We start from the raw sequence: 22,153 nt of genomic DNA, 5'->3' as shown, positions 1-22,153 counted from the left end.
TTTGCGCTATGGTTATGAAAGTAACCTTAAAAAGGACGATACCATGACCCTGCATTGCGCATTTATTGGATTTGGCAAAAGCACCACCCGCTATCACCTTCCGTACGTTCTCAACCGCAAAGACACCTGGCATGTGGCGCATATTTTCCGCCGCCATGCGAAACCGGAAGAGCAGCAGCCGCAGTATCAGCATATCCATTTCACCAGCGTTCTGGACGAGGTATTAGGGGATCCGCAGGTAAAACTGGTGGTGGTCTGCACCCATGCCGACAGCCATTTTGAGTACGCGAAACGCGCGCTGGAAGCCGGTAAAAACGTACTGGTTGAGAAGCCTTTCACGCCGACGCTGGCTGAAGCAAAAACCTTATTTGAACTGGCGAGAAGCAAAGGGCTGACCGTTACGCCGTACCAGAACCGTCGCTTTGACTCCTGCTTCCTGACGGCGAAAAAAGCCATCGAGAGCGGCAAACTGGGGGATATTGTCGAAATCGAAAGCCATTTCGATTACTTCCGCCCGGTGGCGGAAACCAAACCCGGCCTGCCGCAGGATGGCATGTTTTACGGGCTTGGCGTGCACACCATGGATCAGATTATCTCGCTGTTTGGCCGCCCGGATCACGTCTCCTATGACATCCGCAGCCTGCGGAACAAAGCCAACCCGGATGATACCTACGAAGCGCAGCTGTTTTACGGCGACCTGAAAGCCATCGTCAAAACCAGCCACTATGTGAAAATCGACTACCCGAAATTTATCGTCCACGGCACCAAAGGCTCGTTTGTTAAATACGGTATCGATCAGCAGGAAACCAGTCTGAAGGCCAATATCATGCCGGGCGAGGCGGGCTTTGCCGCCGACGACAGCATCGCCACGCTGGAGTACGTTAATGACGCTGGTGAAACCGTGCGTGAAGAGTGGCCTGCGGAAACCGGCGACTATGGCCGGGTCTATGATGCGCTCTACGCCACCATCACTGAGGGGCAGCCGAATTACGTCAAGGAATCTGAAGTAATGACCAACCTTGAGATCCTGGAGCGCGGCTTTGAGCAGGCCTCGCCATCCACCGTAACCCTCGCTAAATAAGCGGACTTGGCTCCTCTGAACTTGTTCACTTTTTTTGAACAGAGGAGTCAATTTTCACCCACTATCATCCCGAATCGATTACGTCCACACTTACTCCATCGAAAACAGACGGGGTGAAAAAAATGATTTTCTTACGCAAAGCAAACGAACGTGGTCATGCAAATCATGGCTGGCTGGACTCCTGGCACACTTTCTCTTTCGCCGATTATTACGATCCGAACTTTATGGGATTCTCTGCGCTGCGCGTCATTAACGATGACGTGATCGACGCAGGCCAGGGCTTCGGAACGCACCCGCACAAAGACATGGAAATTTTGACCTACGTGCTGGAAGGGGCGGTTGAGCACCAGGACAGCATGGGCAATAAAGAGCAGGTTCCGGCTGGTGAATTCCAGATCATGAGCGCCGGTACCGGCGTGCGCCACTCGGAATACAACCCGAGCGCCACCGACAAGCTGCACCTGTATCAAATCTGGATCATTCCGGAAAAAACCGGTATCACGCCGCGCTACGAACAGCGCCGCTTCGACGCCGCCCAGGGCCGCCAACTGGTGCTGTCGCCGGATGCCCGTGACGGTTCGCTGAAGGTGAATCAGGATATGGAGCTGTCCCGCTGGGCGCTGCTGAAAGATGAGCAGTCGGTTTACCAGGTGGCTGCAGAACGCCGCATCTGGATCCAGGTGGTGAAAGGTGAAGTGTCCATCAACGGCACCAAAGCCACCACGGCGGATGGTCTGGCAATCTGGGATGAGCAGGCGCTCTCCATCCATGCCGACAGCGACAGCGAAATTCTGCTGTTTGACCTGCCGCCTGTTTGATCCCGCTTAAATAAATAACACAACCTCCCCGTATCTGCGGGGAGGTTGTCTGCTGTCCGTGATAAACTGGAGCAATGTTTTCCCGTTTATCACACAGGCACGATGAAAAAGAAAAGACCCGTACTTCAGGACGTTGCAGATCGCGTTGGCGTGACCAAAATGACCGTCAGCCGGTTCCTGCGTAACCCGGAGCAAGTCTCCGTCGCGTTACGCGGCAAAATCGCTGCTGCGCTTGATGAACTGGGTTACATTCCCAATCGCGCCCCTGATATTCTCTCCAATGCCACCAGCCGCGCCATTGGCGTGCTGCTGCCTTCTTTGACCAACCAGGTTTTTGCCGAAGTGCTGCGCGGTATTGAAAGCGTCACCGATGCGAACGGCTATCAGACCATGCTGGCGCACTACGGCTATAAACCGGAGCTGGAAGAAGAGCGGCTGGAATCGATGTTTTCCTGGAATATCGACGGGCTGATCCTCACCGAGCGCAGCCACACGCCGCGTACGCTGAAAATGATCGAAGTGGCGGGCATCCCGGTGGTGGAGCTGATGGACAGCAAATCTCCGTGCCTGGATATTGCCGTCGGTTTTGATAACCTGGAAGCGGCGCGCCAGATGACGGCGGAAATCATCAGCCGCGGGCATCGCCACGTCGCCTATCTGGGTGCACGTCTGGATGAACGTACTATCATCAAACAGCGGGGGTATGAACAGGCCATGCGTGAAGCCGGTCTGACGCCTTACAGCGTGATGGTGGAGCAATCCTCATCTTACACCGCCGGGATTGAACTGATGCGCCAGGCGCGTCGTGAATATCCGCAGCTCGACGGCATTTTTTGTACCAATGACGATCTGGCCGTTGGCGCCGCCTTTGAATGTCAGCGTCTGGGGTTAACCATTCCCGGCGACATGGCGATTGCGGGTTTCCACGGCCACGACATCGGGCAGGTAATGGAGCCGCGTCTGGCCAGCGTCCTGACGCCGCGCGAACGTATGGGCCGCATCGGGGCTGAGCGCCTGCTGGCGCGTATTCGTGGCGAAATCGTGACGCCGAAAATGTTAGATTTGGGTTTTACCCTGTCGCCGGGCGGTTCCATTTAGTCTGACAAATTTGAAGTGGCTCACATTTATTCACTTCTGGCGCGAATGGATATTGCTTCTCCGCATCCCCGGCATGAAAATGTTACCGATAACTGTTACCCGTAACAATTGACCTCAGCACGAGTGGGAGCGACGCCTTGAGTACGACAAATCTTGATCACCATGTCTATGTCCTGATGGGCGTATCGGGCAGCGGTAAATCCGCCGTCGCCAGCGAAGTGGCGCACCAGATCCAGGCCGCCTTCCTCGATGGCGATTTCCTGCATCCGCGCAGCAACATCATGAAAATGGCTGCCGGCGATCCGCTGAATGATGACGACCGCAAGCCGTGGCTACAGGCGCTTAACGACGCCGCTTTTGCCATGCAGCGCACCAATAAAGTGTCGCTGATCGTCTGTTCGGCACTGAAAAAGCGCTATCGCGATCTGCTGCGTGACGGCAACCCGAATCTTTCCTTTATTTACCTGAAGGGCGAATTTGACGTGATCGAAACCCGCCTCAAGGCGCGTAAAGGCCATTTCTTCAAAACCCAGATGCTGGTGACGCAGTTCGAGGCGCTCGAAGAGCCGGGCAGCGACGAGCAGGATGTGCTGGTAGTGAATATCGATCAGCCGCTGGACGGCGTTGTCGCCAGCACCATTGCGGTGATTAAGCAGTAACGCCGGGAAGTCAAACAGGTAACATCGTAAGACGCCGGGAAGGGCACAAGCCTGCCCGGCTTTTTTATTAGCTTTTCATCCAGGCGCGGATGCCGTCCAGGAACATCTGCGTGGCGAGCATCACCAGGACGAGCCCCATCAGGCGCTCCAGCGCGTTCACGCCTTTATCCCCCAGCAGACGCAGGAATAATGACGACTGCAACAGAATCGCCACGGTGCCGCCCCAGGCCAGCAGCAGGGCGATGACCAGATGCCCCATCTGATTCGGATACTGATGCGATAACAGCATCAGAGTAGCGAGCAGCGTCGGGCCTGCCACCAGCGGGATGGCGAGCGGCACGATAAACGGCTCTTCGCCCGCAGGCAGCCCGTGGCTGCCGCCGGTCGGGCTGGGAAAAATCATCTTAATGGCGATTAAAAACAGAATGATGCCGCCCGAAATGGACACGGTTTCAGCACGCAGATTCAGGAATGACAGGATCTTCTCGCCGGCAAACAGAAAAATCAGCATCAAAAGCAGGGCGATCAGCAGCTCGCGGATCATAATGGCCCGGCGGCGCTTCGGCTCCGTGTGCTTGAGCACCGACATAAAAATAGGCAGGTTGCCGAGCGGATCCATAATCAGGATCAGCAGCACCGCGGCGGAGATGATTTCGTTCATTTAATACTTTCCCTAATACTCGCCCCAGATTTTTTGCCTATAAGCTCTATTTCTGACGACGTCGCTATCATTGATTAATTTCACTTGCGACTTTAGCTGCATTTTGTAAGGTGAAGGGACGCCAGTCGGAAACTGGTTCGCACACACAGCACACACCTTCGCAGGAAAAATACGCTATGAAAAATGTTGGTTTTATCGGCTGGCGCGGAATGGTCGGCTCCGTACTCATGCAACGCATGGTAGAAGAGCGCGATTTCGACGCCATTCGCCCGGTTTTCTTTTCAACGTCCCAGCTGGGTCAGGCCGCGCCGACATTCGGTAGCACACCGGCCGGCACACTCCAGGATGCGTATGATCTGGAGGCGTTGAAGGCACTCGACATCATTGTCACCTGCCAGGGCGGCGATTATACCAACGAAATCTATCCAAAGCTTCGTGAAAGCGGCTGGCAGGGTTACTGGATCGATGCCGCTTCGTCGCTGCGTATGAAAGACGATGCCATCATCATTCTGGATCCGGTCAACCAGGATGTGATCACCCGCGGCCTGAACGAGGGCGTAAAAACCTTCGTCGGCGGTAACTGCACTGTCAGCCTGATGCTGATGTCTCTCGGCGGCCTGTTCGCCCAGGATCTGGTGGAGTGGGTGTCAGTGGCGACTTACCAGGCGGCTTCCGGCGGCGGCGCGCGCCATATGCGTGAACTGTTAACGCAAATGGGCCAGCTGCATCACCACGTCTCTGACGAGCTGGCTAACCCGGCGTCGGCCATTCTTGATATCGAACGCAAAGTAACAGCGCTCAGCCGCAGCGGCGAGCTGGCGGTGGACAACTTCGGCGTGCCGCTGGCGGGCAGTCTGATCCCGTGGATCGACAAACAGCTCGATAACGGCCAGAGCCGCGAAGAGTGGAAAGGCCAGGCGGAGACCAACAAAATTCTGCGTACCTCGTCCGTTATTCCGGTGGACGGTCTGTGCGTGCGCGTCGGCGCGCTGCGCTGCCACAGCCAGGCTTTCACCATTAAACTGAAGAAAGATGTGTCCATTCCCACAGTTGAAGAGATGCTGGCGGCGCATAATGAGTGGGCGAAAGTGGTGCCTAACGACCGCGACATCACTATGCGTGAACTGACTCCGGCGGCGGTTACCGGTACGCTGACCACGCCAGTTGGTCGTCTGCGTAAGCTCAACATGGGGCCGGAATATCTCTCTGCCTTTACCGTCGGCGATCAGCTGTTGTGGGGCGCCGCAGAGCCGTTACGGCGCATGCTGCGCCAGCTGGCGTAAGACTTATATTCAGAGCGGAGGTGCGGTGTCACCTCCTTTTTTTTGCGTATTACATGGAGGAAACGCGAATGTTTCAAATAAGTCGGGAGATAAACGTAGTGTTGGCTATGCTTTAAGTTGGGCGTAGTCCCGGCGGAAGTGAAAGCTGCCGGTACGCCATTCAGGCCAAAAAAGTGCCGCCATCCGTGGTCAGTTCACGGCTGAACGCTATGGCACACATATAAAAGGATGAAGAAACCATGTCCAGTCTTGTCGATAGAGACGTGATTAACGCGCTAATTGCAGGCCACTTTGCGGATCCCTTTTCCGTACTCGGCATGCATTACACCGATGCCGGGCTGGAAGTCCGCGCATTGCTCCCTGACGCCACCGAAGTTTGGGTGATAGAAACCAAGACCGGGCGCAAGCTCGCCAGGCTTGAGTGCCTCGATTCGCGCGGCTTTTTCGCCGGCGTTATTCAGCGTCGCAAAAATCCTTTCCGCTATCAGCTTGCCGTCGTCTGGCACGGTCAGGAAAACCTGATTGATGACCCGTATCGCTTCGGCCCGCTGATACAGGATCTGGATGTCTGGCTGCTGTCAGAAGGCACCCACCTGCGTCCGTACGAAACCCTCGGCGCGCACGCCGATACCATGGATGGCGTGACCGGGACGAAATTCTCCGTCTGGGCGCCGAATGCCCGCCGCGTCTCGGTTGTCGGCCAGTTTAACTACTGGGACGGCCGCCGCCACCCGATGCGTCTGCGTAAAGAATCTGGCATCTGGGAGCTGTTTATCCCCGGCGCGCACAACGGTCAGCTGTATAAATACGAACTGATCGACGCCAACGGCAATCTGCGCATCAAAGCCGACCCTTATGCCTTCGAAGCGCAAATGCGCCCGGAAACCGCCTCGGTGATTTGCGGCCTGCCGGAAAAAGTGGAGCAGAGCGAAGAGCGTAAACGCGCTAATGACTTCGATGCGCCTATCTCCATTTATGAAGTGCATCTGGGCTCCTGGCGTCGCCACACGGACAATAATTTCTGGCTCAGCTACCGCGATCTGGCGGATCAGCTGGTGCCGTACGCCAAATGGATGGGCTTCACCCATCTGGAACTGCTGCCGATCAACGAGCATCCTTTCGACGGCAGCTGGGGCTACCAGCCGACCGGCCTGTACGCGCCGACCCGCCGTTTCGGTACCCGCGATGACTTCCGCTATTTTATCAATGCCGCGCACGCCGCAGGCTTAAGCGTGATCCTCGACTGGGTGCCGGGCCATTTCCCGGAAGATGATTTTGGATTGGCCGAATTTGACGGTACCGACCTGTATGAGCACAGCGATCCGCGCGAAGGCTATCATCAGGACTGGAACACGCTGATTTATAACTATGGTCGCCGCGAAGTCAGCAACTACCTGATCGGCAACGCCCTGTACTGGGTTGAGCGCTTCGGCATTGACGCCCTGCGCGTGGATGCGGTGGCATCAATGATTTATCGTGACTACAGCCGTAAAGAAGGGGAGTGGATCCCTAACGAATACGGCGGCCGCGAAAATCTCGAAGCTATCGAATTCCTGCGTAAAACCAACCGCGTACTGGGCGAACTGGTGCCTGGCGCGGTCAGCATGGCGGAAGAGTCCACCGACTTCCCTGGCGTCTCACGACCGTCGGATAACGGCGGGCTGGGATTCTGGTACAAGTGGAATCTGGGCTGGATGCACGACACGCTGGATTACTTCAAGCTCGATCCCATCTACCGTCAGCATCATCACCATAATCTCACCTTCGGCATGCTGTACAACTACACCGAAAACTTCGTGCTGCCGCTGTCGCACGATGAAGTGGTGCACGGTAAAAAATCCATTCTGGATCGTATGCCGGGAGATGCGTGGCAGAAGTTCGCCAACCTGCGTGCCTACTATGGCTGGATGTGGGCTTTCCCCGGCAAAAAGCTGCTGTTTATGGGCAATGAATTTGCGCAGGGGCGTGAGTGGAACCACGACAGTAGCCTCGACTGGCATCTGCTGGAAGGCGGCGACAACTGGCACCACGGCGTGCAGCGTCTGGTTCGCGATCTCAACCACACCTATCGTCATCATAAAGCGCTGCATGAGCTGGATTTTGATGGCTACGGCTTCGAATGGCTGGTGGTGGACGACAGAGAGCGCTCGGTATTTGTTTTTGTACGCCGCGATAAAGCAGGCAACGAAATTATCGTCGCCAGCAACTTTACGCCGGTGCCGCGTCCGGGCTACCGTTTCGGCATCAATCAGCCGGGCAAATGGCGCGAAATCCTCAATACTGACTCAATGCACTACCACGGCAGCAATGCCGGGAACGGCGGCGCGGTACAGAGCGAGCAGATTGGCAGCCATGGCCGTGAGCATTCACTGTGCCTGACCTTACCTCCACTCTCCACTATCTGGCTGGTGCGGGAGGGAGAATGACCATACTCACGGCAGGGAAGCCTGAGCCGCTCGGCGCGCATGTCGTCGACGGCGGCGTCAACTTCACGCTGTTTTCCGCCCATGCGGAGCGCGTGGAGCTGTGCGTGTTTGACCAGGAAGGGAATGAGCAACGTTATGACCTGCCCGCCCGCAGCGGCGATGTCTGGCACGGTTTTCTGGCTGGCGCGCGCGCCGGCCTGCGCTATGGCTACCGTGTTCACGGCCCCTGGGCGCCGGAGCACGGACATCGCTTTAATCCGGCAAAAGTGCTGATCGACCCCTGCGCCCGTCGCGTTGACGGAGAACTGTTGGACGATGCGCTGTTCCACGGTGGTTACGAGCGACCCGATCCCCATGACAACGCCGCCATCGCGCTGAAAAGCGTGGTGGTGAAAGACGTTTTTGACTGGGAAGACGACGCGCCGCCGCGCACGCCCTGGGGCAACAGCGTGATTTACGAAGCGCATGTAAAAGGGCTGACGTATCTGCATCCGGACATTCCGGAAGCCGAGCGCGGTACCTACAAAGCGCTCCGCCATCCGGCCATGATCGCTTACTTCAAACGCCTCGGCATTACGGCGCTCGAACTGTTACCCATCGCGCAGTTTGCCAGCGAGCCGCGCCTGCAACAGCTCGGCCTGAGCAATTACTGGGGCTACAACCCGCTGGCGATATTTGCGCTCGATCCGCGCTATGCCGTTGATCCGGAACGTGCGCGGCAGGAGTTTTGCGAGACGGTAAAAGCGCTGCATCAGGCTGGCATTGAAGTCATCCTTGACGTGGTGCTTAACCACAGCGCTGAAATTGATCTTGATGGTCCGACCTTCTCCCTGCGCGGAATCGATAACCGTAGCTATTATTGGGTAAGGGGAGATGGTGATTACGAAAACTGGACGGGTTGCGGCAACACGCTAAATTTAAACTTGCCAGCCACCGTGGAGTACGCCGTTCAGTGTCTGCGCTACTGGGTGGAAACCTTCCATATTGACGGTTTTCGCTTTGATCTGGCCCCGGTCATGGGGCGCACGCCGGGCTATACGCCCCATGCGCCGCTGTTCGAGGCCATTGCAGCCGATCCGCTGCTCAGCGCGGTGAAGCTGATTGCAGAGCCCTGGGACGTAGGGGCGGGGGGGTATCAGGTGGGGAATTTTCCGCCGTTGTTTGCGGAGTGGAACGATCATTTCCGCGATGCCGCGCGCCGTTTCTGGCTGGCGAAAGATCTCTCCCTCGGAGAGTTTGCCCGCCGGTTTGCCGGATCCAGCGATGTGTTTAAACAACGGGGTCGCGCGCCTGGCGCGTCGGTCAACCTGATCACCGCGCATGACGGTTTTACCCTGCATGACTGCGTTTGTTTCAATCAGAAACACAACGAGGCGAACGGCGAGGAAAACCGCGACGGGACTAACAATAACCATAGTAATAACCATGGTATAGAAGGATTAGGCGGCTCTCTACATGTGACTGAACGGCGTCGGGATAGTGTCCATGCCCTGCTGACCACGCTGCTCCTGTCTCAGGGAACGCCTATGCTGCTGGCCGGTGATGAACAGGGGCACAGCCAGCATGGCAATAACAATGCGTATTGCCAGGATAACGCGCTGACGTGGCTGGACTGGCGTCAGGCAAATGACGGGCTGATCACTTTCACTGCGGCGCTCATTGCCTTGCGTCAGCAGATCCCGGCGTTAACCCTGAACGCCTGGTGGGAAGAGGGTGACGGCAACGTGCAATGGCTGAACAAAGACGCTCAGCCATTACGTCCTGAGGAGTGGGCGCAAGGCACGGGTCGAATGCAGATCCTGCTGTCGGAGCGTTATTTAATCACGCTCAACAACACGGACGACGTAGCGCAAATCGTTTTACCCGATGGGGAATGGCGTGCTGTTCCCCCATTTGCCGGTGAGGATAATCCGGTTGTAATGGCTGTCTGGCATGGGCCCGCGCACGGAATTTGCGTTTTCAAACGGTCTTAAAAAAGGAGTTCATCATGGTTAGATTAGATAAAAACGATCCGCTAATGTTAGCGCGCCAGCTCCCATTAAAATCGGTTGCCCTGATTCTTGCAGGGGGGCGTGGTACGCGTCTGAAGGACTTAACCACTACCCGGGCGAAGCCTGCGGTGCACTTTGGTGGCAAGTTCCGCATTATCGACTTCGCGTTGTCCAACTGCATTAACTCCGGCATCCGCCGGATTGGCGTTATCACTCAGTATCAGTCGCATACGCTGGTGCAGCACATCCAGCGCGGCTGGTCGTTCTTTAGCGAAGAGATGAACGAGTTCGTCGATCTCCTGCCTGCCCAGCAGCGCGTACACGGTGAAAACTGGTATCGCGGCACAGCGGACGCGGTGACGCAGAACCTCGACATCATTCGTCGCTATAACGCGGAATACATCGTGATCCTCGCGGGCGACCACATCTACAAGCAGGACTACTCGCGCATGCTCATTGATCATGTGGAGAAAGGTGCACGTTGCACCGTGGCCTGTCTGCCGGTGCCGATTGCCGAAGCCACCGCCTTTGGGGTGATGGCGGTCGATGAAAATGAAAAAGTGGTCGCTTTCGTCGAGAAGCCGGAAAACCCGCCCGCGATGCCAAACGATCCGACACGGGCGCTCGCCAGTATGGGCATCTATATTTTTGATGCTGACTATCTGTTTGAGCTGCTGGAAGAAGATGATGCGGACGACACCTCCAGTCACGACTTTGGTAAAGACATCATTCCGAAGCTGACGAAAGCGGGCATGGCGTACGCGCACCCGTTCCCGTTATCCAGCGTGCAGTCCGATCCGAATGCCGAGCCGTACTGGCGCGATGTCGGGACGCTGGAAGCCTACTGGAAAGCGAACCTGGATCTGGCCTCGGTTACGCCAGAACTGGATATGTACGATCAGAACTGGCCAATCCGTACCCATATGGAGCCGCTGCCGCCAGCGAAATTTGTGCAGGACCGTTCCGGCAGCCACGGTATGACGCTGAACTCCCTGGTATCGGGCGGCTGCATCATCTCTGGCTCCGTTGTGGTGCAATCGGTTCTTTTCCCCCGCGTGCGGGTGAACTCATTTTGTAATATCGACTCATCCGTTCTGTTACCAGACGTATGGGTAGGGCGTTCCTGTCGCCTGCGCCGGTGCATCATCGATCGCGCCTGTCAGATACCGGAAGGCATGGTAATCGGCGAAAACGCGGAAGAAGACGCGCGTCGGTTTTACCGTTCAGAAGAAGGCATTGTGTTAGTCACGCGGGAAATGTTGAATAAACTCAAAGGCTAACAGCATCAAGAATAACCTTGCGCGGAAGGGGTCCGCGCGCTGTTTTACCGAACCCGCAAACAGGCGGCGGTAATTAACAGGAGCGAGAATGCAGGTTTTACATGTATGTTCTGAAATGTTCCCGCTGCTTAAGACGGGCGGTCTGGCAGATGTCCTTGGCGCGTTACCCGCGGCGCAAATCGCCGGTGGAGTAGATACACGCGTCCTTTTGCCTGCTTTTCCAGATATTCGACGGGGCATTACCGATGCACGAGTGGTGAGTCGACGCGACACTTTTGCCGGTCCATTCACTTTACTTTTTGGTCATTATAACGGCGTGGGGATTTACCTGATTGATGCGCCGCACCTTTATGACCGCCCAGGGAGCCCGTATCACGATACCAATCTTTTTGCTTACACCGACAACGTGTTGCGCTTTGCGCTGCTGGGTTGGGTAGGCAGTGAAATGGCCTGTGGTCTCGATCCGTTCTGGCATCCTGACATCGTGCATGCCCATGACTGGCATGCAGGTCTGGCACCGGCGTACCTCGCGGCGCGCGGCCGTCCGGCGAAATCGGTGTTTACTGTGCACAACCTGGCCTATCAGGGCATGTTTTATGCACATCATATGGATGAGATCGAATTACCATCATCATTCTTTAATGTTCATGGTGTCGAATTCAACGGTCAGATCTCGTTCCTGAAGGCTGGTCTGTACTACGCCGATCATATTACGGCGGTCAGCCCGACCTACGCGCGCGAGATCACCGAGCCGCAGTTTGGCTGCGGTATGGAAGGCCTGCTGCGTCAGCGGCATCTGGAAGGGCGTCTTTCCGGCATTCTGAACGGGGTAGATGAGAAAATCTGGAGCCCGGATAACGATCTGCTTCTCGCGGCGCGATATGATCGCGATTCGCTGGAGGAGAAAGCCGAAAACAAACGCCAGCTGCAGGTGGCGATGGGTCTGAAGGTGAATGACAAAGTGCCGCTGTTTGCGGTGGTCAGTCGCCTCACCAGCCAGAAAGGGCTGGATCTGGTGCTGGAAGCGCTGCCGGGCCTGCTGGAGCAGGGCGGGCAACTGGCATTACTGGGGGCAGGCGATCCAGTATTGCAGGAAGGCTTCCTTGCGGCGGCGGCGGAACATCCGGGCCAGGTTGGGGTGCAGATCGGCTATCACGAAGCCTTCTCGCATCGCATCATGGGGGGAGCCGATGTGATTCTGGTGCCAAGCCGATTTGAGCCGTGCGGGCTGACCCAGCTCTACGGCCTGAAATACGGCACCCTGCCGCTGGTACGTCGTACCGGCGGTCTGGCGGATACCGTTTCAGACAGCTCACTGGAAAACCTGGCGGACGGCATCGCCAGCGGATTTGTCTTTGAAGACAGTAATGCCTGGTCGCTGTTACGTGCGATAAGGCGTGCTTTCGTGTTGTGGTCTCGTCCGTCGCTGTGGCGCTTCGTGCAGCGTCAGGCAATGGGTATGGATTTCAGCTGGCAGGTAGCGGCGCAGTCCTACCGGGATCTGTACAACCGGGTGAAATAATTTCCAGGAATCGCTCATATGAATGCACCTTTTACGTATGCATCACCCACGCTGAGCGTCGAGGCGCTCAAGCACTCGATCGCCTATAAGCTGATGTTCACCATCGGCAAGGATCCGGTGATCGCCAATAAACACGAATGGCTGAACGCCACGCTGTTCGCCGTGCGTGATCGTCTGGTGGAACGCTGGCTGCGCTCCAACCGTGCGCAGCTGTCCCAGGAAACCCGGCAGGTTTACTACCTGTCGATGGAGTTTCTGATTGGCCGCACGCTCTCCAACGCCATGTTGTCATTAGGTATTTACGACGACGTAAAAAACGCCCTTGAAGAGATGGGGCTGGATCTGGAAGAGCTGATCGACGAAGAAAACGACCCCGGTTTAGGTAATGGCGGTCTGGGACGCCTGGCGGCCTGCTTCCTGGATTCGCTGGCGACCCTCGCCCTGCCGGGGCGTGGCTACGGTATCCGCTACGACTACGGCATGTTCAAACAGAACATCGTCGACGGACGCCAGAAAGAGTCGCCGGACTACTGGCTGGAATACGGCAACCCGTGGGAATTCAAGCGCCACAACACGCGCTATAAAGTGCGTTTTGGCGGGCGTGTTCAGCTGGAAGGGAAAAAATCCCGCTGGCTGGAAACGGAAGAAATTCTGGCGGTGGCTTACGATCAGATCATCCCTGGCTACGACACTGACGCGACCAACACGCTGCGTCTGTGGAACGCCCAGGCGAGTAGCGCGATTAACCTCGGTAAATTCAACCAGGGTGACTATTTTGCCGCGGTGGAAGATAAAAACCACTCGGAAAACGTCTCACGCGTGCTCTATCCGGACGACTCCACCTATTCCGGGCGCGAACTGCGCTTACGACAGGAGTATTTCCTGGTGTCGGCGACGGTGCAGGACATCCTCAATCGTCACTACATGCTGCACAAAACCTACGCCAATCTGGCGGACAAAATCGCCATTCACCTCAACGATACGCACCCGGTGCTGGGCATTCCTGAGCTGATGCGTCTGCTGATGGATGAGCATAAGTTTTCCTGGGATGATGCTTTCGAAGTGACCTGCCAGGTGTTCTCCTACACCAACCACACGCTGATGAGCGAAGCGCTGGAAACCTGGCCGGTGGATATGCTCGGCAAGATCCTGCCGCGTCATCTGCAAATCATCTTTGAAATCAACGACTACTTCCTGAAGACCGTGCAGGATCAGTATCCGAATGACACCGGCCTGCTGAGCCGCGTGTCCATCATCGACGAATCCAATGGTCGCCGTGTCCGCATGGCGTGGCTGGCGGTGGTGGCAAGCCATAAAGTGAATGGCGTGTCCGAACTGCACTCCAACCTGATGGTGCAGTCGCTGTTTGCTGATTTCGCGAAGATCTTCCCGACCCGCTTTACCAACGTCACTAATGGCGTTACGCCGCGACGCTGGCTGGCGCTGGCGAACCCGCCGCTGTCTGAGGTGCTGGACGAAAATATTGGCCGCACCTGGCGTACCGATTTGAGTCAGTTGCAGGAGCTTGAGCAGCACATTGATTTCCCGGCGGTCAACCAGGCAGTGCGTCAGGCGAAGCTGGAGAACAAAAAGCGTCTGGCGATCATGATTGCCCAGCAGCTGAACGTGGTGGTCAATCCAAAAGCCCTGTTCGACGTGCAGATCAAGCGTATCCATGAATACAAACGTCAGTTGATGAACGTGCTGCATGTGATTGCGCGCTACAACCGCATCAAGGCCGATCCTGAGGCGAACTGGGTGCCGCGCGTCAACATCTTCGCCGGTAAAGCGGCGTCAGCCTATTACATGGCGAAGCACATTATTCATCTCATCAATGACGTTGCCAAAGTGGTGAATAACGATCCGCAGATCGGCGACAAACTGAAAGTGGTGTTCATCCCCAACTACAGCGTCAGTCTGGCGCAGATGATCATTCCGGCCGCCGATCTCTCTGAGCAGATTTCGCTGGCCGGGACGGAGGCATCCGGCACCAGTAACATGAAATTCGCCCTGAACGGCGCGCTGACCATCGGCACGCTGGATGGCGCGAACGTTGAGATGCGGGAACACGTTGGCGAAGAGAATATCTTTATCTTCGGTAACACGGCGGATGAAGTTGAAGAACTGCGCCGTCAGGGTTACAAACCGCGTGATTACTACGAGCAGGATGAAGAGCTGCGCGACGTGCTGACGCAGATCGCCACCGGCGTATTCAGCCCGGAAGAGCCGGGCCGTTACCGCGATCTGGTGGATTCACTGATTAACTTCGGCGATCACTATCAGGTGCTGGCGGATTTCCGCAGCTATGTGGATTGTCAGGAGCGTGTGGACGAGCTGTATCGTCATCCGGAAGAGTGGACCATTAAAGCGATGCATAATATCGCGGCGATGGGCTATTTCTCCTCGGACCGCACCATCCAGGAGTACGCCGACAAGATCTGGCATATCGATCCGGTACGGTTGTAAATCAGTACGATAAACGGGGCCTGGTGGCCCCGTTTTTTATTATGATGCTAATGACAGTTCGCGTTTGCCATGGCGCGTCAGCCACTGCGCAATGCGCGACTGCTGCTCAGCATTGAGCCACATCCCCTGTTTGGTACGACGCCAGATGGCATCGTCCAGGCGTCGCACCCATTCGTGCTCGACCAGGTAACGCAGTTCCGCTTCGTAAAACTCATGCCCGAAATCTTCGCCCAGATCGGCCAATGAACTCGCGCTGCCGAGGATCAGTTCGCTGTTGCTGCCGTAAGTGCGGGCATAATGACGCGCCATCTGCTCGCTGATAAACGGATAGCGACGACGCAGTTTAGCCGCATAGTCATCGCGATCGCCCTGCAGATCGCCGCCCGGCAGCACGCAGTCTTTCGTCCACGCCGGGCCAATGTCTTTATAGTAAGTCGACAGTTTTTCCATCGCGTGTTCCGCCAGCTTACGGTAGGTCGTCAGCTTGCCGCCGAATACAGACAGCAACGGCGCTTTGCCGTTTTCGTCGTGAATATCCAGCGTGTAATCGCGGGTGATCGCCTGCGGCGAATCGGATTCGTCATCGCACAGCGGACGCACGCCAGAGTAAGTCCAGACGATATCGTCGCGCGCCAGCTGCTTTTTAAAGTGCGCGTTATAGACCTTCAGCAGGTAGTTGATTTCGCTTTCGTCGATCTCAACCTTTTTCGGATCGCCCTGGTATTCCACATCGGTGGTGCCAATGATGGAAAACTCATCCATCCACGGAATGACAAACACAATGCGTTTATCTTCGTTTTGCAGGATGTAAGCCTGTTTCTGGGTATGCACGCGCGGCACGACAATGTGGCTGCCTTTGATCAGGCGGATACCGTATGGTGACGGCAGCTCCATCCCTTCGTCGAAGAACTGTTTCACCCACGGGCCGGTGGCGTTCACCAGACCGCGCGCCTGCCAGGTGTATTTCTCGCCGGTATCAACGTCTTCCGCTTCCACCACCCACAGGCCATTAACGCGTTTTGCGGAGGTGGCGCGGGTGCGGGTCATCACTTCGCCGCCTTTGCGCACGACCATTTGCGCATTCGCCAGTACCAGGCGCGCATCGTCCACCCAGCAGTCAGAATATTCGAAACCGCGCACGATTTCGGGTTTCATTACGGATTCTGCGCCAAAACGCAAACCGGCAGATGCGGGCAGGCTGGTGCGTTTACCCAGATGATCGTACATAAACAGACCAATGCGGATCATCCACGCCGGACGCAGATGCGGGCGGTGTGGCAGACGAAAACGCATCGGGAAGGCAATGTGCGGCGCCATTTTCAGCAGCACTTCACGTTCTGCCAGGGCTTCGCTCACCAGGCGGAACTCGTAGTGTTCAAGGTAGCGCAGGCCGCCGTGGATCAATTTAGAACTCGCTGACGAGGTGGCGCAGGCAAGGTCCTGCGCTTCCAGCATGAGCACAGATAAACCCCGCCCTGCGGCGTCTGCCGCGATACCGGCACCATTGATGCCCCCGCCTATCACAATCAGATCTTTGGTTTCCATGTTCGCCTCATGCACTTTCGTAAAAGCTCAAAAATGTTCGTTATCGCTCATGATAGCAAAGGAATGGCGCATTGGTAACATCAAAAAAACAATTTAGAGTGATATGCATAACATAATGGCGTTTACCTGCCGTGAAGACGTAAACTTGTCGCTAAGATGTGGGGCCAGCGTACCCGCCAGAATTTGCACAACGAAAGAGAGCACCATGGATCAATTTGAATGTATTAACGTTGAAGAAACCCATCAGAAGCTGCAGCAAAAGCAGGCGGTGCTGGTGGATATTCGCGATCCGCAAAGTTTCGCCATGGGCCACACGCCTGGCGCGTTCCATCTGACGAACGATACGCTAAGCGCCTTCATGCAGGAACACGACTACGACACGCCGGTGATGGTGATGTGCTATCACGGCAACAGCAGCAAGGGCGCGGCCCAGTATCTGCTGCAACAGGGCTTTGATCAGGTCTACAGCGTCGATGGCGGGTTTGACGCCTGGCACCGCCATTTTCCTGGCGAGGTGGCGCACGGATCGCTTTAAACCTTTATACTGTCCTCTTTTATGTGGAATAAGTGCAGCCAGCGATGTTGATGATCACCTCTTTTACCAACCCGCGTATCGCCCAGGCGTTTGTTGATTACATGCAAACGCAGGGCATCACCCTGACGATCCAGCATCACGCTACCACCGACGTCTGGCTGGCGGATGAAAGCCAGGCTGAACGCGTTCACGCGGAACTGGCGCGCTTTTTAGAAAACCCCGGCGATCCGCGTTATCTGGCGGCAAGCTGGACGTCAGGCCAGACCAACAGCGGCCTGCATTATCAGCGTTACCCATTTCTGGCCACGCTGCGCCAGCGGGCCGGGCCGTTTACCCTGGCGCTGGCGGCGATCTGTGTTCTGGTATTTATCATCATGAACGTCGTGGGCGATGAGCCGGTTATGGCCTGGCTTGCCTGGCCTTACGATCCCTCCCTGCGCTTTGATGTCTGGCGTTATTTCAGCCACGCGGTGATGCATTTTTCCGTGCTGCACATTCTGTTTAACCTGTTGTGGTGGTGGTATCTCGGCGGCGCGGTGGAAAAGCGACTCGGCAGCGGCAAGCTGATTGTCATCACCATCATCAGCGCCCTGCTGAGCGGTTTCATACAGCATAAATTCAGCGGCCCGTGGTTCGGCGGTCTGTCCGGCGTGGTCTATGCGCTGATGGGCTACGTCTGGCTGCGGGGCGAGCGCGATCCGCAAAGCGGGATTAATTTGCCGCGCGGCTTGATAGCCTTCGCCTTAGTGTGGTTAATTGCCGGTTGGTTTGATCTGTTCGGCATGTCCATCGCCAATGGCGCCCATGTCACCGGTCTGGTTGTCGGTCTCGCCATGGCGTTTGTCGATACGCAAAATGTGCGAAAACGAACATAAATTTTCCAGGATATTTCATGAAGCAGACACAACGCCACGATGCCATTATCGAACTGGTGAAAAAGCAGGGATACGTCAGTACCGAGGAGCTGGTGGAGCAATTCTCCGTCAGCCCGCAGACGATCCGTCGCGATCTGAATGACCTTGCCGATCAGAATATGATCCTGCGCCATCACGGCGGCGCGGCGTTGCCGTCCAGCTCGGTGAACACCCCGTGGCACGATCGTAAAGCCACGCAAACCGCCGAAAAAGAGCGTATTGCCCGCAAAGTGGCAAGCCAGATCCCTAACGGCGCAACATTATTTATTGATATCGGCACGACGCCGGAAGCGGTGGCCCATGCGTTACTGGAGCACAGCAATCTGCGGGTGGTAACCAATAATCTGAACGTGGCCAACACGCTGAAAACGAAAGAAGACTTCCGCATTATTCTGGCCGGAGGCGAATTGCGCAGCCGGGACGGCGGGATTATTGGCGAAGCCACGCTGGATTTTATCTCCCAGTTCCGTCTCGATTTCGGCATCCTGGGGATCAGCGGTATTGATACCGACGGTTCGCTGCTGGAGTTTGATTACCACGAAGTGCGCACCAAGCGGGCGATCATTGAAAACTCTCGCCACGTCATGCTGGTGGTCGATCATTCCAAGTTTGGTCGTAACGCGATGGTGAATATGGGCAGCATCAGCATGGTGAATGCCGTGTACACCGACGTGATGCCGCCCGCCGGTGTCCTGCAGGTCATCAAGGATCACAATATTCAGCTTGAGCTGTGCTAGCGAAACGGGGCTTATACCCCGTATCCCATCATCTTCAATAGCTGCTGCGCGTGCTGCACCGCATCCTGACGGTGCGCCACGCCGAGCTTCTGATACAGATTACGAATATGCGTTTTGATGGTGGTGGCCGCCACCGCCAGCTCACCAGCAATCTGTTCATTACTGTAGCCGGAATAGATGAGCCCTAAAACCTGCCATTCCCGCTGGGTCAGCGGACTGGTGCGGATCAGCTCCGGCACTTCCGGGTGATTGAGCAGGCGCTCGACAAAGCCTTCATCAAAATGCGCGAATTTGTGGCGATGATGCTGGTTAATGTCGCGAAGTATACGCTGGGCGCGATGCCCTTCCAGTTCCGGCAGGGCGTTAAGCTGGATCAGCTGGCGCAGTTGCTGCGCCATCGCTTCCCCTTCAATCACAAAGTGGCTGATAAAGCCGGTGCGGTTAGCCAGCGTCAGCGCTTCCATCAGCACCCGCTGCGCATCGCTTTTACGTCCCGCCTGCCAGTAGAGCTGGTTCAGCAGCAGCAGGTTACGGTTCAGATCGCTCATCAGCCGCAGACTGCGCGCGTTTTCGTTTAACTCCTCCAGCACCATCTCCGCCGGATCGAAATCGCCAAGTAAGATCTGCGCGCGGGCGATGTTGCGCCACTGGCTTTGCAGGAAATGGTTATCGGCGAATTCCGGCTTCGGCGTCTGGCGCAGCCACTGGGCAGCGGCATTTTTGTCGCCAATCATCTGCCAGTAGATCACCCGTACTTTATCGGCGTTGGACACCCAGTCGCTGTGATACTGGCCGTTGCCGAGCAGGTTTTCCAGACGGTTAAGATGGCTGCGGGCGTTGTCCAGATCGCCGCGCGCCAGAGAGTTCTGCACCAGCAGCGCCAGACACTGCATCTGCTGCTGCGGCTGGTAGGCAGCGAGCACGTTCAGGCCTTCGCGAGCAGCGGCTTCCGATTCATCCAGACGCGCCCACGCCCACAGCAGTTGTGCGCGGATGCGCAGTAAAAACTCGTGCAGCGGCAACTGCTCAAGATGCTGCTCACGGATCAGCGCAAAGGCTTTTTCCTGCGTTTCCCAGGCGGCCTGTAAAAAGCCCTGGGCGAACAGAATTTCGCTCTGCTGGATCAGGCTCCACAGCGCGTAATGCCAGACGTCGTGGCGACGCGCCATCTGCTCGGTCTGCTGCATCACCGCCAGCGAGTTGGTCAGCTGTCCTTTGCAGTGCAGCACTTCACCGTGTACCGAGGTGGCGACGATACGGCTGTAGTAATTCGCCAGCGGCAGCTCTTCCAGCGCCACGGTCGACAGGCGCTCGGCTTCGGCGGGATCGCCGGCGTTAATCGCCACCTGCGCGCGCAGGGCGTTGAAATCACCGTGCAGGGAGCGATCCATTTCCATGTCCATCTCCTGCTCTGCGCGGGCCAGCAGAGTGTTCACTTCGCTGTAGCGGTACTGGCTCTGCATCAGCCACGCCTGAAGCAGCACCAGGCGCGGATTCTCCAGCAGGCTTTCCCAGGGCAGCGCTTTCAGGGATTCTTCCAGCAGCGCCAGTTCGCTGTGGTTAAACAGCCCCCAGGCGTGATGCAGCAGGATGTCGCGCAGCATGTTGCCATCGCCCGCGGCCAGCGCGTGATGAATGGCTTCGCTGGGGAAGCCCTGCGCCATCCAGCTTTCCGCCGCCGCGCGGTGGATCTCCGGCAGCTCGGTCGCCAGCTCCCACTGACAGCGCTGACGCAGGAAGTTACCGAACAGCGGGTGATAGCTGAACCATTCACCAGAATCATCCATCCGTTGCAGAAAAAGGCCCTGACGTTCGATCTCTTCCAGGCGCATCTGCCCGTTTTCTTCGCCCGTAACACGCACAATCAGCGCGTCGTTCATCGAGCGCAGCAGGGAACTTTTCAGCAACAAATGACGGGTACTGAGATCGATATTATCCAGCACTTCATCTACCAGATAATCGGACAGATGGCTGGCGTTGATCCCCGCGAGACGGCGCGCGGATTGGTGCGCGGCATGGTTATTCTGACGGGCGGAAAGGGCGATGAGCTGTAGCGCGGTGGCCCAGCCGGCCACATCGTCGCACAGGCGGCTGCTCTCTGCCGGTTCAATGGGGGATTCCAGGCGACAGTCGAAAAACTGCTTCGCTTCCTGATGGGTAAAGGCCAGATGCTGACTGCCGATTTCCAGCAATTGATCGCGCACGCGCAGGTTGGCGATACCCAGTTGCGGCAAATTACGCGACAGCACTACCAGCGTCAGGCATTCTGGCTGATGGCGCAGGAAAAAGCGCATGGCGTCGTGGATCACCGGATTGGTGACCAGGTGATAATCATCAATCACCAGATAGAGCGGGCGATCCCAGTCCGCCAGCTCGATAAACAGCTGGGCAAACAGCGACGACAGGCTGGCGTACTGGCCTTTCTGAGCAATGGCTTCGCTGGTGACACAGTGACCGTGGGTGGCCTGCTGCACCGCCGCCATCAAATAGCTGGCAAAGCGCTCCTGCTGATTGTCCCCCTCATCAAGAGAAAACCATCCGAGATCGCTTTTCCCTGCGGCCCACTGCGAAATCAGGGTCGTTTTTCCATAACCGGCAGGACTTGTCACCAGCGCCAGGCGAAAATTGTTGGCGCCCGCAAGTTTAGCCAGCAATCGGTCGCGCACCACTGTGTGGTCAAGGCGAACCGGGCGACTTAATTTAGACGGAATCAACATAGTCATCACTTCACTGTGAGGTAACGGGAAAGGCGATTTTTTTTGCGCTTCGTAATTAATAAAGAATACGTTCGGCCAGAATGACATGTATTGCAAGTTATGTCCGAATTTGACCGCGCTTAATTTGCACTGTGTCACAATTCCATAACCTTTATGAATATTACCTCCGACAGCCAGCCATGGCGCATGAACACTGAATCGGCGATAAAGCGCGCAAACGAAAAAATGCGCTTTTTTGACCCACAGCGAATTTAAATATTATGAAAATCGATGTCAGCTTATGTCTGCCAGAAATAGCCGTGACGCGGTTTAAATTTTCAGCAAAATAATAAATTTTTCGCATTGTCTTTATCCGCAGCAGATAATTCCCATGAAACGACATTTCAATTTTTTGAGCATGTTCCGGGTTATCGGCGAATG

16 protein-coding genes are annotated in these 22,153 nt (G+C 56.3%); 13 read left to right on the top strand and 3 right to left on the bottom strand.

Going from position 1 to position 22,153, the window contains the following annotated elements; genetic code table 11:
* The first annotated feature begins 43 nt into the window (after positions 1-43).
* The 4 genes from QRD42_RS03660 (at position 44) to gntK (ending at position 3,656) form a co-directional block, all read left to right on the top strand.
* A complete protein-coding gene (locus tag QRD42_RS03660; RefSeq protein ID WP_321988731.1) occupies positions 44-1,081 on the top strand; it encodes an oxidoreductase in 1,038 nt (345 codons plus the stop codon).
* A 122-nt stretch (positions 1,082-1,203) separates the two neighbouring features.
* The gene (locus QRD42_RS03655; protein WP_072571207.1) at positions 1,204-1,899 is read left to right on the top strand and encodes a pirin family protein; all 696 of its coding nucleotides are present in this window, start codon (positions 1,204-1,206) and stop codon (positions 1,897-1,899) included.
* A 102-nt stretch (positions 1,900-2,001) separates the two neighbouring features.
* Entirely contained in the window at positions 2,002-2,997 is a 996-nt protein-coding gene (gene gntR / locus QRD42_RS03650; protein WP_318362655.1) for a gluconate operon transcriptional repressor GntR, read from the top strand.
* A gap of 137 nt (positions 2,998-3,134) precedes the next feature.
* Positions 3,135-3,656 carry a gluconokinase gene (gene gntK / locus QRD42_RS03645; protein WP_318374943.1) on the top strand — a complete coding sequence of 174 codons (522 nt, stop codon included), beginning with the start codon at positions 3,135-3,137 and terminating at the stop codon, positions 3,654-3,656.
* Positions 3,657-3,723: 67 nt separating this feature from the next.
* Here the strand turns inward: gntK and QRD42_RS03640 are convergent, their stop codons facing one another.
* Positions 3,724-4,317: a YhgN family NAAT transporter gene (locus tag QRD42_RS03640; RefSeq protein WP_318362656.1), complete on the bottom strand. Its 594-nt coding sequence runs from the start codon at positions 4,315-4,317 to the stop codon at positions 3,724-3,726.
* 176 nt (positions 4,318-4,493) lie between these two features.
* On the opposite strand from QRD42_RS03640, the gene asd reads away from it, so the two are divergent.
* From asd to glgP, 6 genes are all read left to right on the top strand, one after another.
* Complete coding sequence (gene asd, locus QRD42_RS03635) at positions 4,494-5,600, top strand: aspartate-semialdehyde dehydrogenase (RefSeq protein WP_072571211.1); 1,107 nt, start codon at positions 4,494-4,496, stop codon at positions 5,598-5,600.
* Between the two features lie 239 nt (positions 5,601-5,839).
* Positions 5,840-8,026, top strand: a complete 2,187-nt coding sequence (gene glgB, locus QRD42_RS03630) for a 1,4-alpha-glucan branching enzyme (RefSeq protein WP_318375997.1) — start codon at positions 5,840-5,842, stop codon at positions 8,024-8,026.
* Positions 8,023-9,999, top strand: coding sequence for a glycogen debranching protein GlgX (glgX, locus tag QRD42_RS03625; protein ID WP_321988200.1), 1,977 nt, complete (start codon positions 8,023-8,025; stop codon positions 9,997-9,999). The genes glgB and glgX overlap by 4 nt, the downstream gene beginning before the upstream one ends.
* A gap of 14 nt (positions 10,000-10,013) precedes the next feature.
* Entirely contained in the window at positions 10,014-11,297 is a 1,284-nt protein-coding gene (gene glgC, locus QRD42_RS03620; RefSeq protein ID WP_072571214.1) for a glucose-1-phosphate adenylyltransferase, read from the top strand.
* 88 nt (positions 11,298-11,385) lie between these two features.
* On the top strand, positions 11,386-12,819 hold the full coding sequence (gene glgA, locus QRD42_RS03615) for a glycogen synthase GlgA (protein WP_072571215.1): 1,434 nt from the start codon (positions 11,386-11,388) through the stop codon (positions 12,817-12,819).
* Positions 12,820-12,837: 18 nt separating this feature from the next.
* Complete coding sequence (glgP, locus tag QRD42_RS03610; protein WP_072571216.1) at positions 12,838-15,285, top strand: glycogen phosphorylase; 2,448 nt, start codon at positions 12,838-12,840, stop codon at positions 15,283-15,285.
* A gap of 39 nt (positions 15,286-15,324) precedes the next feature.
* Here glgP and glpD read toward each other — a convergent pair whose 3' ends face one another.
* On the bottom strand, positions 15,325-16,830 hold the full coding sequence (gene glpD / locus QRD42_RS03605; protein WP_321988199.1) for a glycerol-3-phosphate dehydrogenase: 1,506 nt from the start codon (positions 16,828-16,830) through the stop codon (positions 15,325-15,327).
* Positions 16,831-17,035: 205 nt separating this feature from the next.
* Here glpD and glpE point away from each other — a divergent pair, with 205 nt between their 5' ends.
* From glpE to QRD42_RS03590, 3 genes are read left to right on the top strand one after another with little or no spacing between them, the layout of a single operon-like run.
* The gene (gene glpE, locus QRD42_RS03600) at positions 17,036-17,365 is read left to right on the top strand and encodes a thiosulfate sulfurtransferase GlpE (protein ID WP_072571218.1); all 330 of its coding nucleotides are present in this window, start codon (positions 17,036-17,038) and stop codon (positions 17,363-17,365) included.
* 44 nt (positions 17,366-17,409) lie between these two features.
* Positions 17,410-18,240 (top strand): rhomboid family intramembrane serine protease GlpG, encoded by an 831-nt coding sequence (gene glpG, locus QRD42_RS03595; RefSeq protein WP_072571219.1) that lies wholly within the window; start codon positions 17,410-17,412, stop codon positions 18,238-18,240.
* Positions 18,241-18,257: 17 nt separating this feature from the next.
* The gene (locus QRD42_RS03590; protein ID WP_072571220.1) at positions 18,258-19,016 is read left to right on the top strand and encodes a DeoR/GlpR family transcriptional regulator; all 759 of its coding nucleotides are present in this window, start codon (positions 18,258-18,260) and stop codon (positions 19,014-19,016) included.
* An 11-nt stretch (positions 19,017-19,027) separates the two neighbouring features.
* On the opposite strand, the gene malT is transcribed toward QRD42_RS03590, so the two are convergent.
* Positions 19,028-21,733, bottom strand: coding sequence for an HTH-type transcriptional regulator MalT (gene malT, locus QRD42_RS03585; RefSeq protein ID WP_072571300.1), 2,706 nt, complete (start codon positions 21,731-21,733; stop codon positions 19,028-19,030).
* Positions 21,734-22,153 lie beyond the last annotated feature (420 nt).

Origin of the sequence: Enterobacter sp. PGRG2 (genome assembly GCF_030291195.1) — a bacterium.
Taxonomy (GTDB): Bacteria; Pseudomonadota; Gammaproteobacteria; order Enterobacterales; family Enterobacteriaceae; genus Enterobacter_D.
Note: the sequence above shows the minus strand (reverse complement) of the source record. Positions and strands in the feature narration are given on the sequence as shown.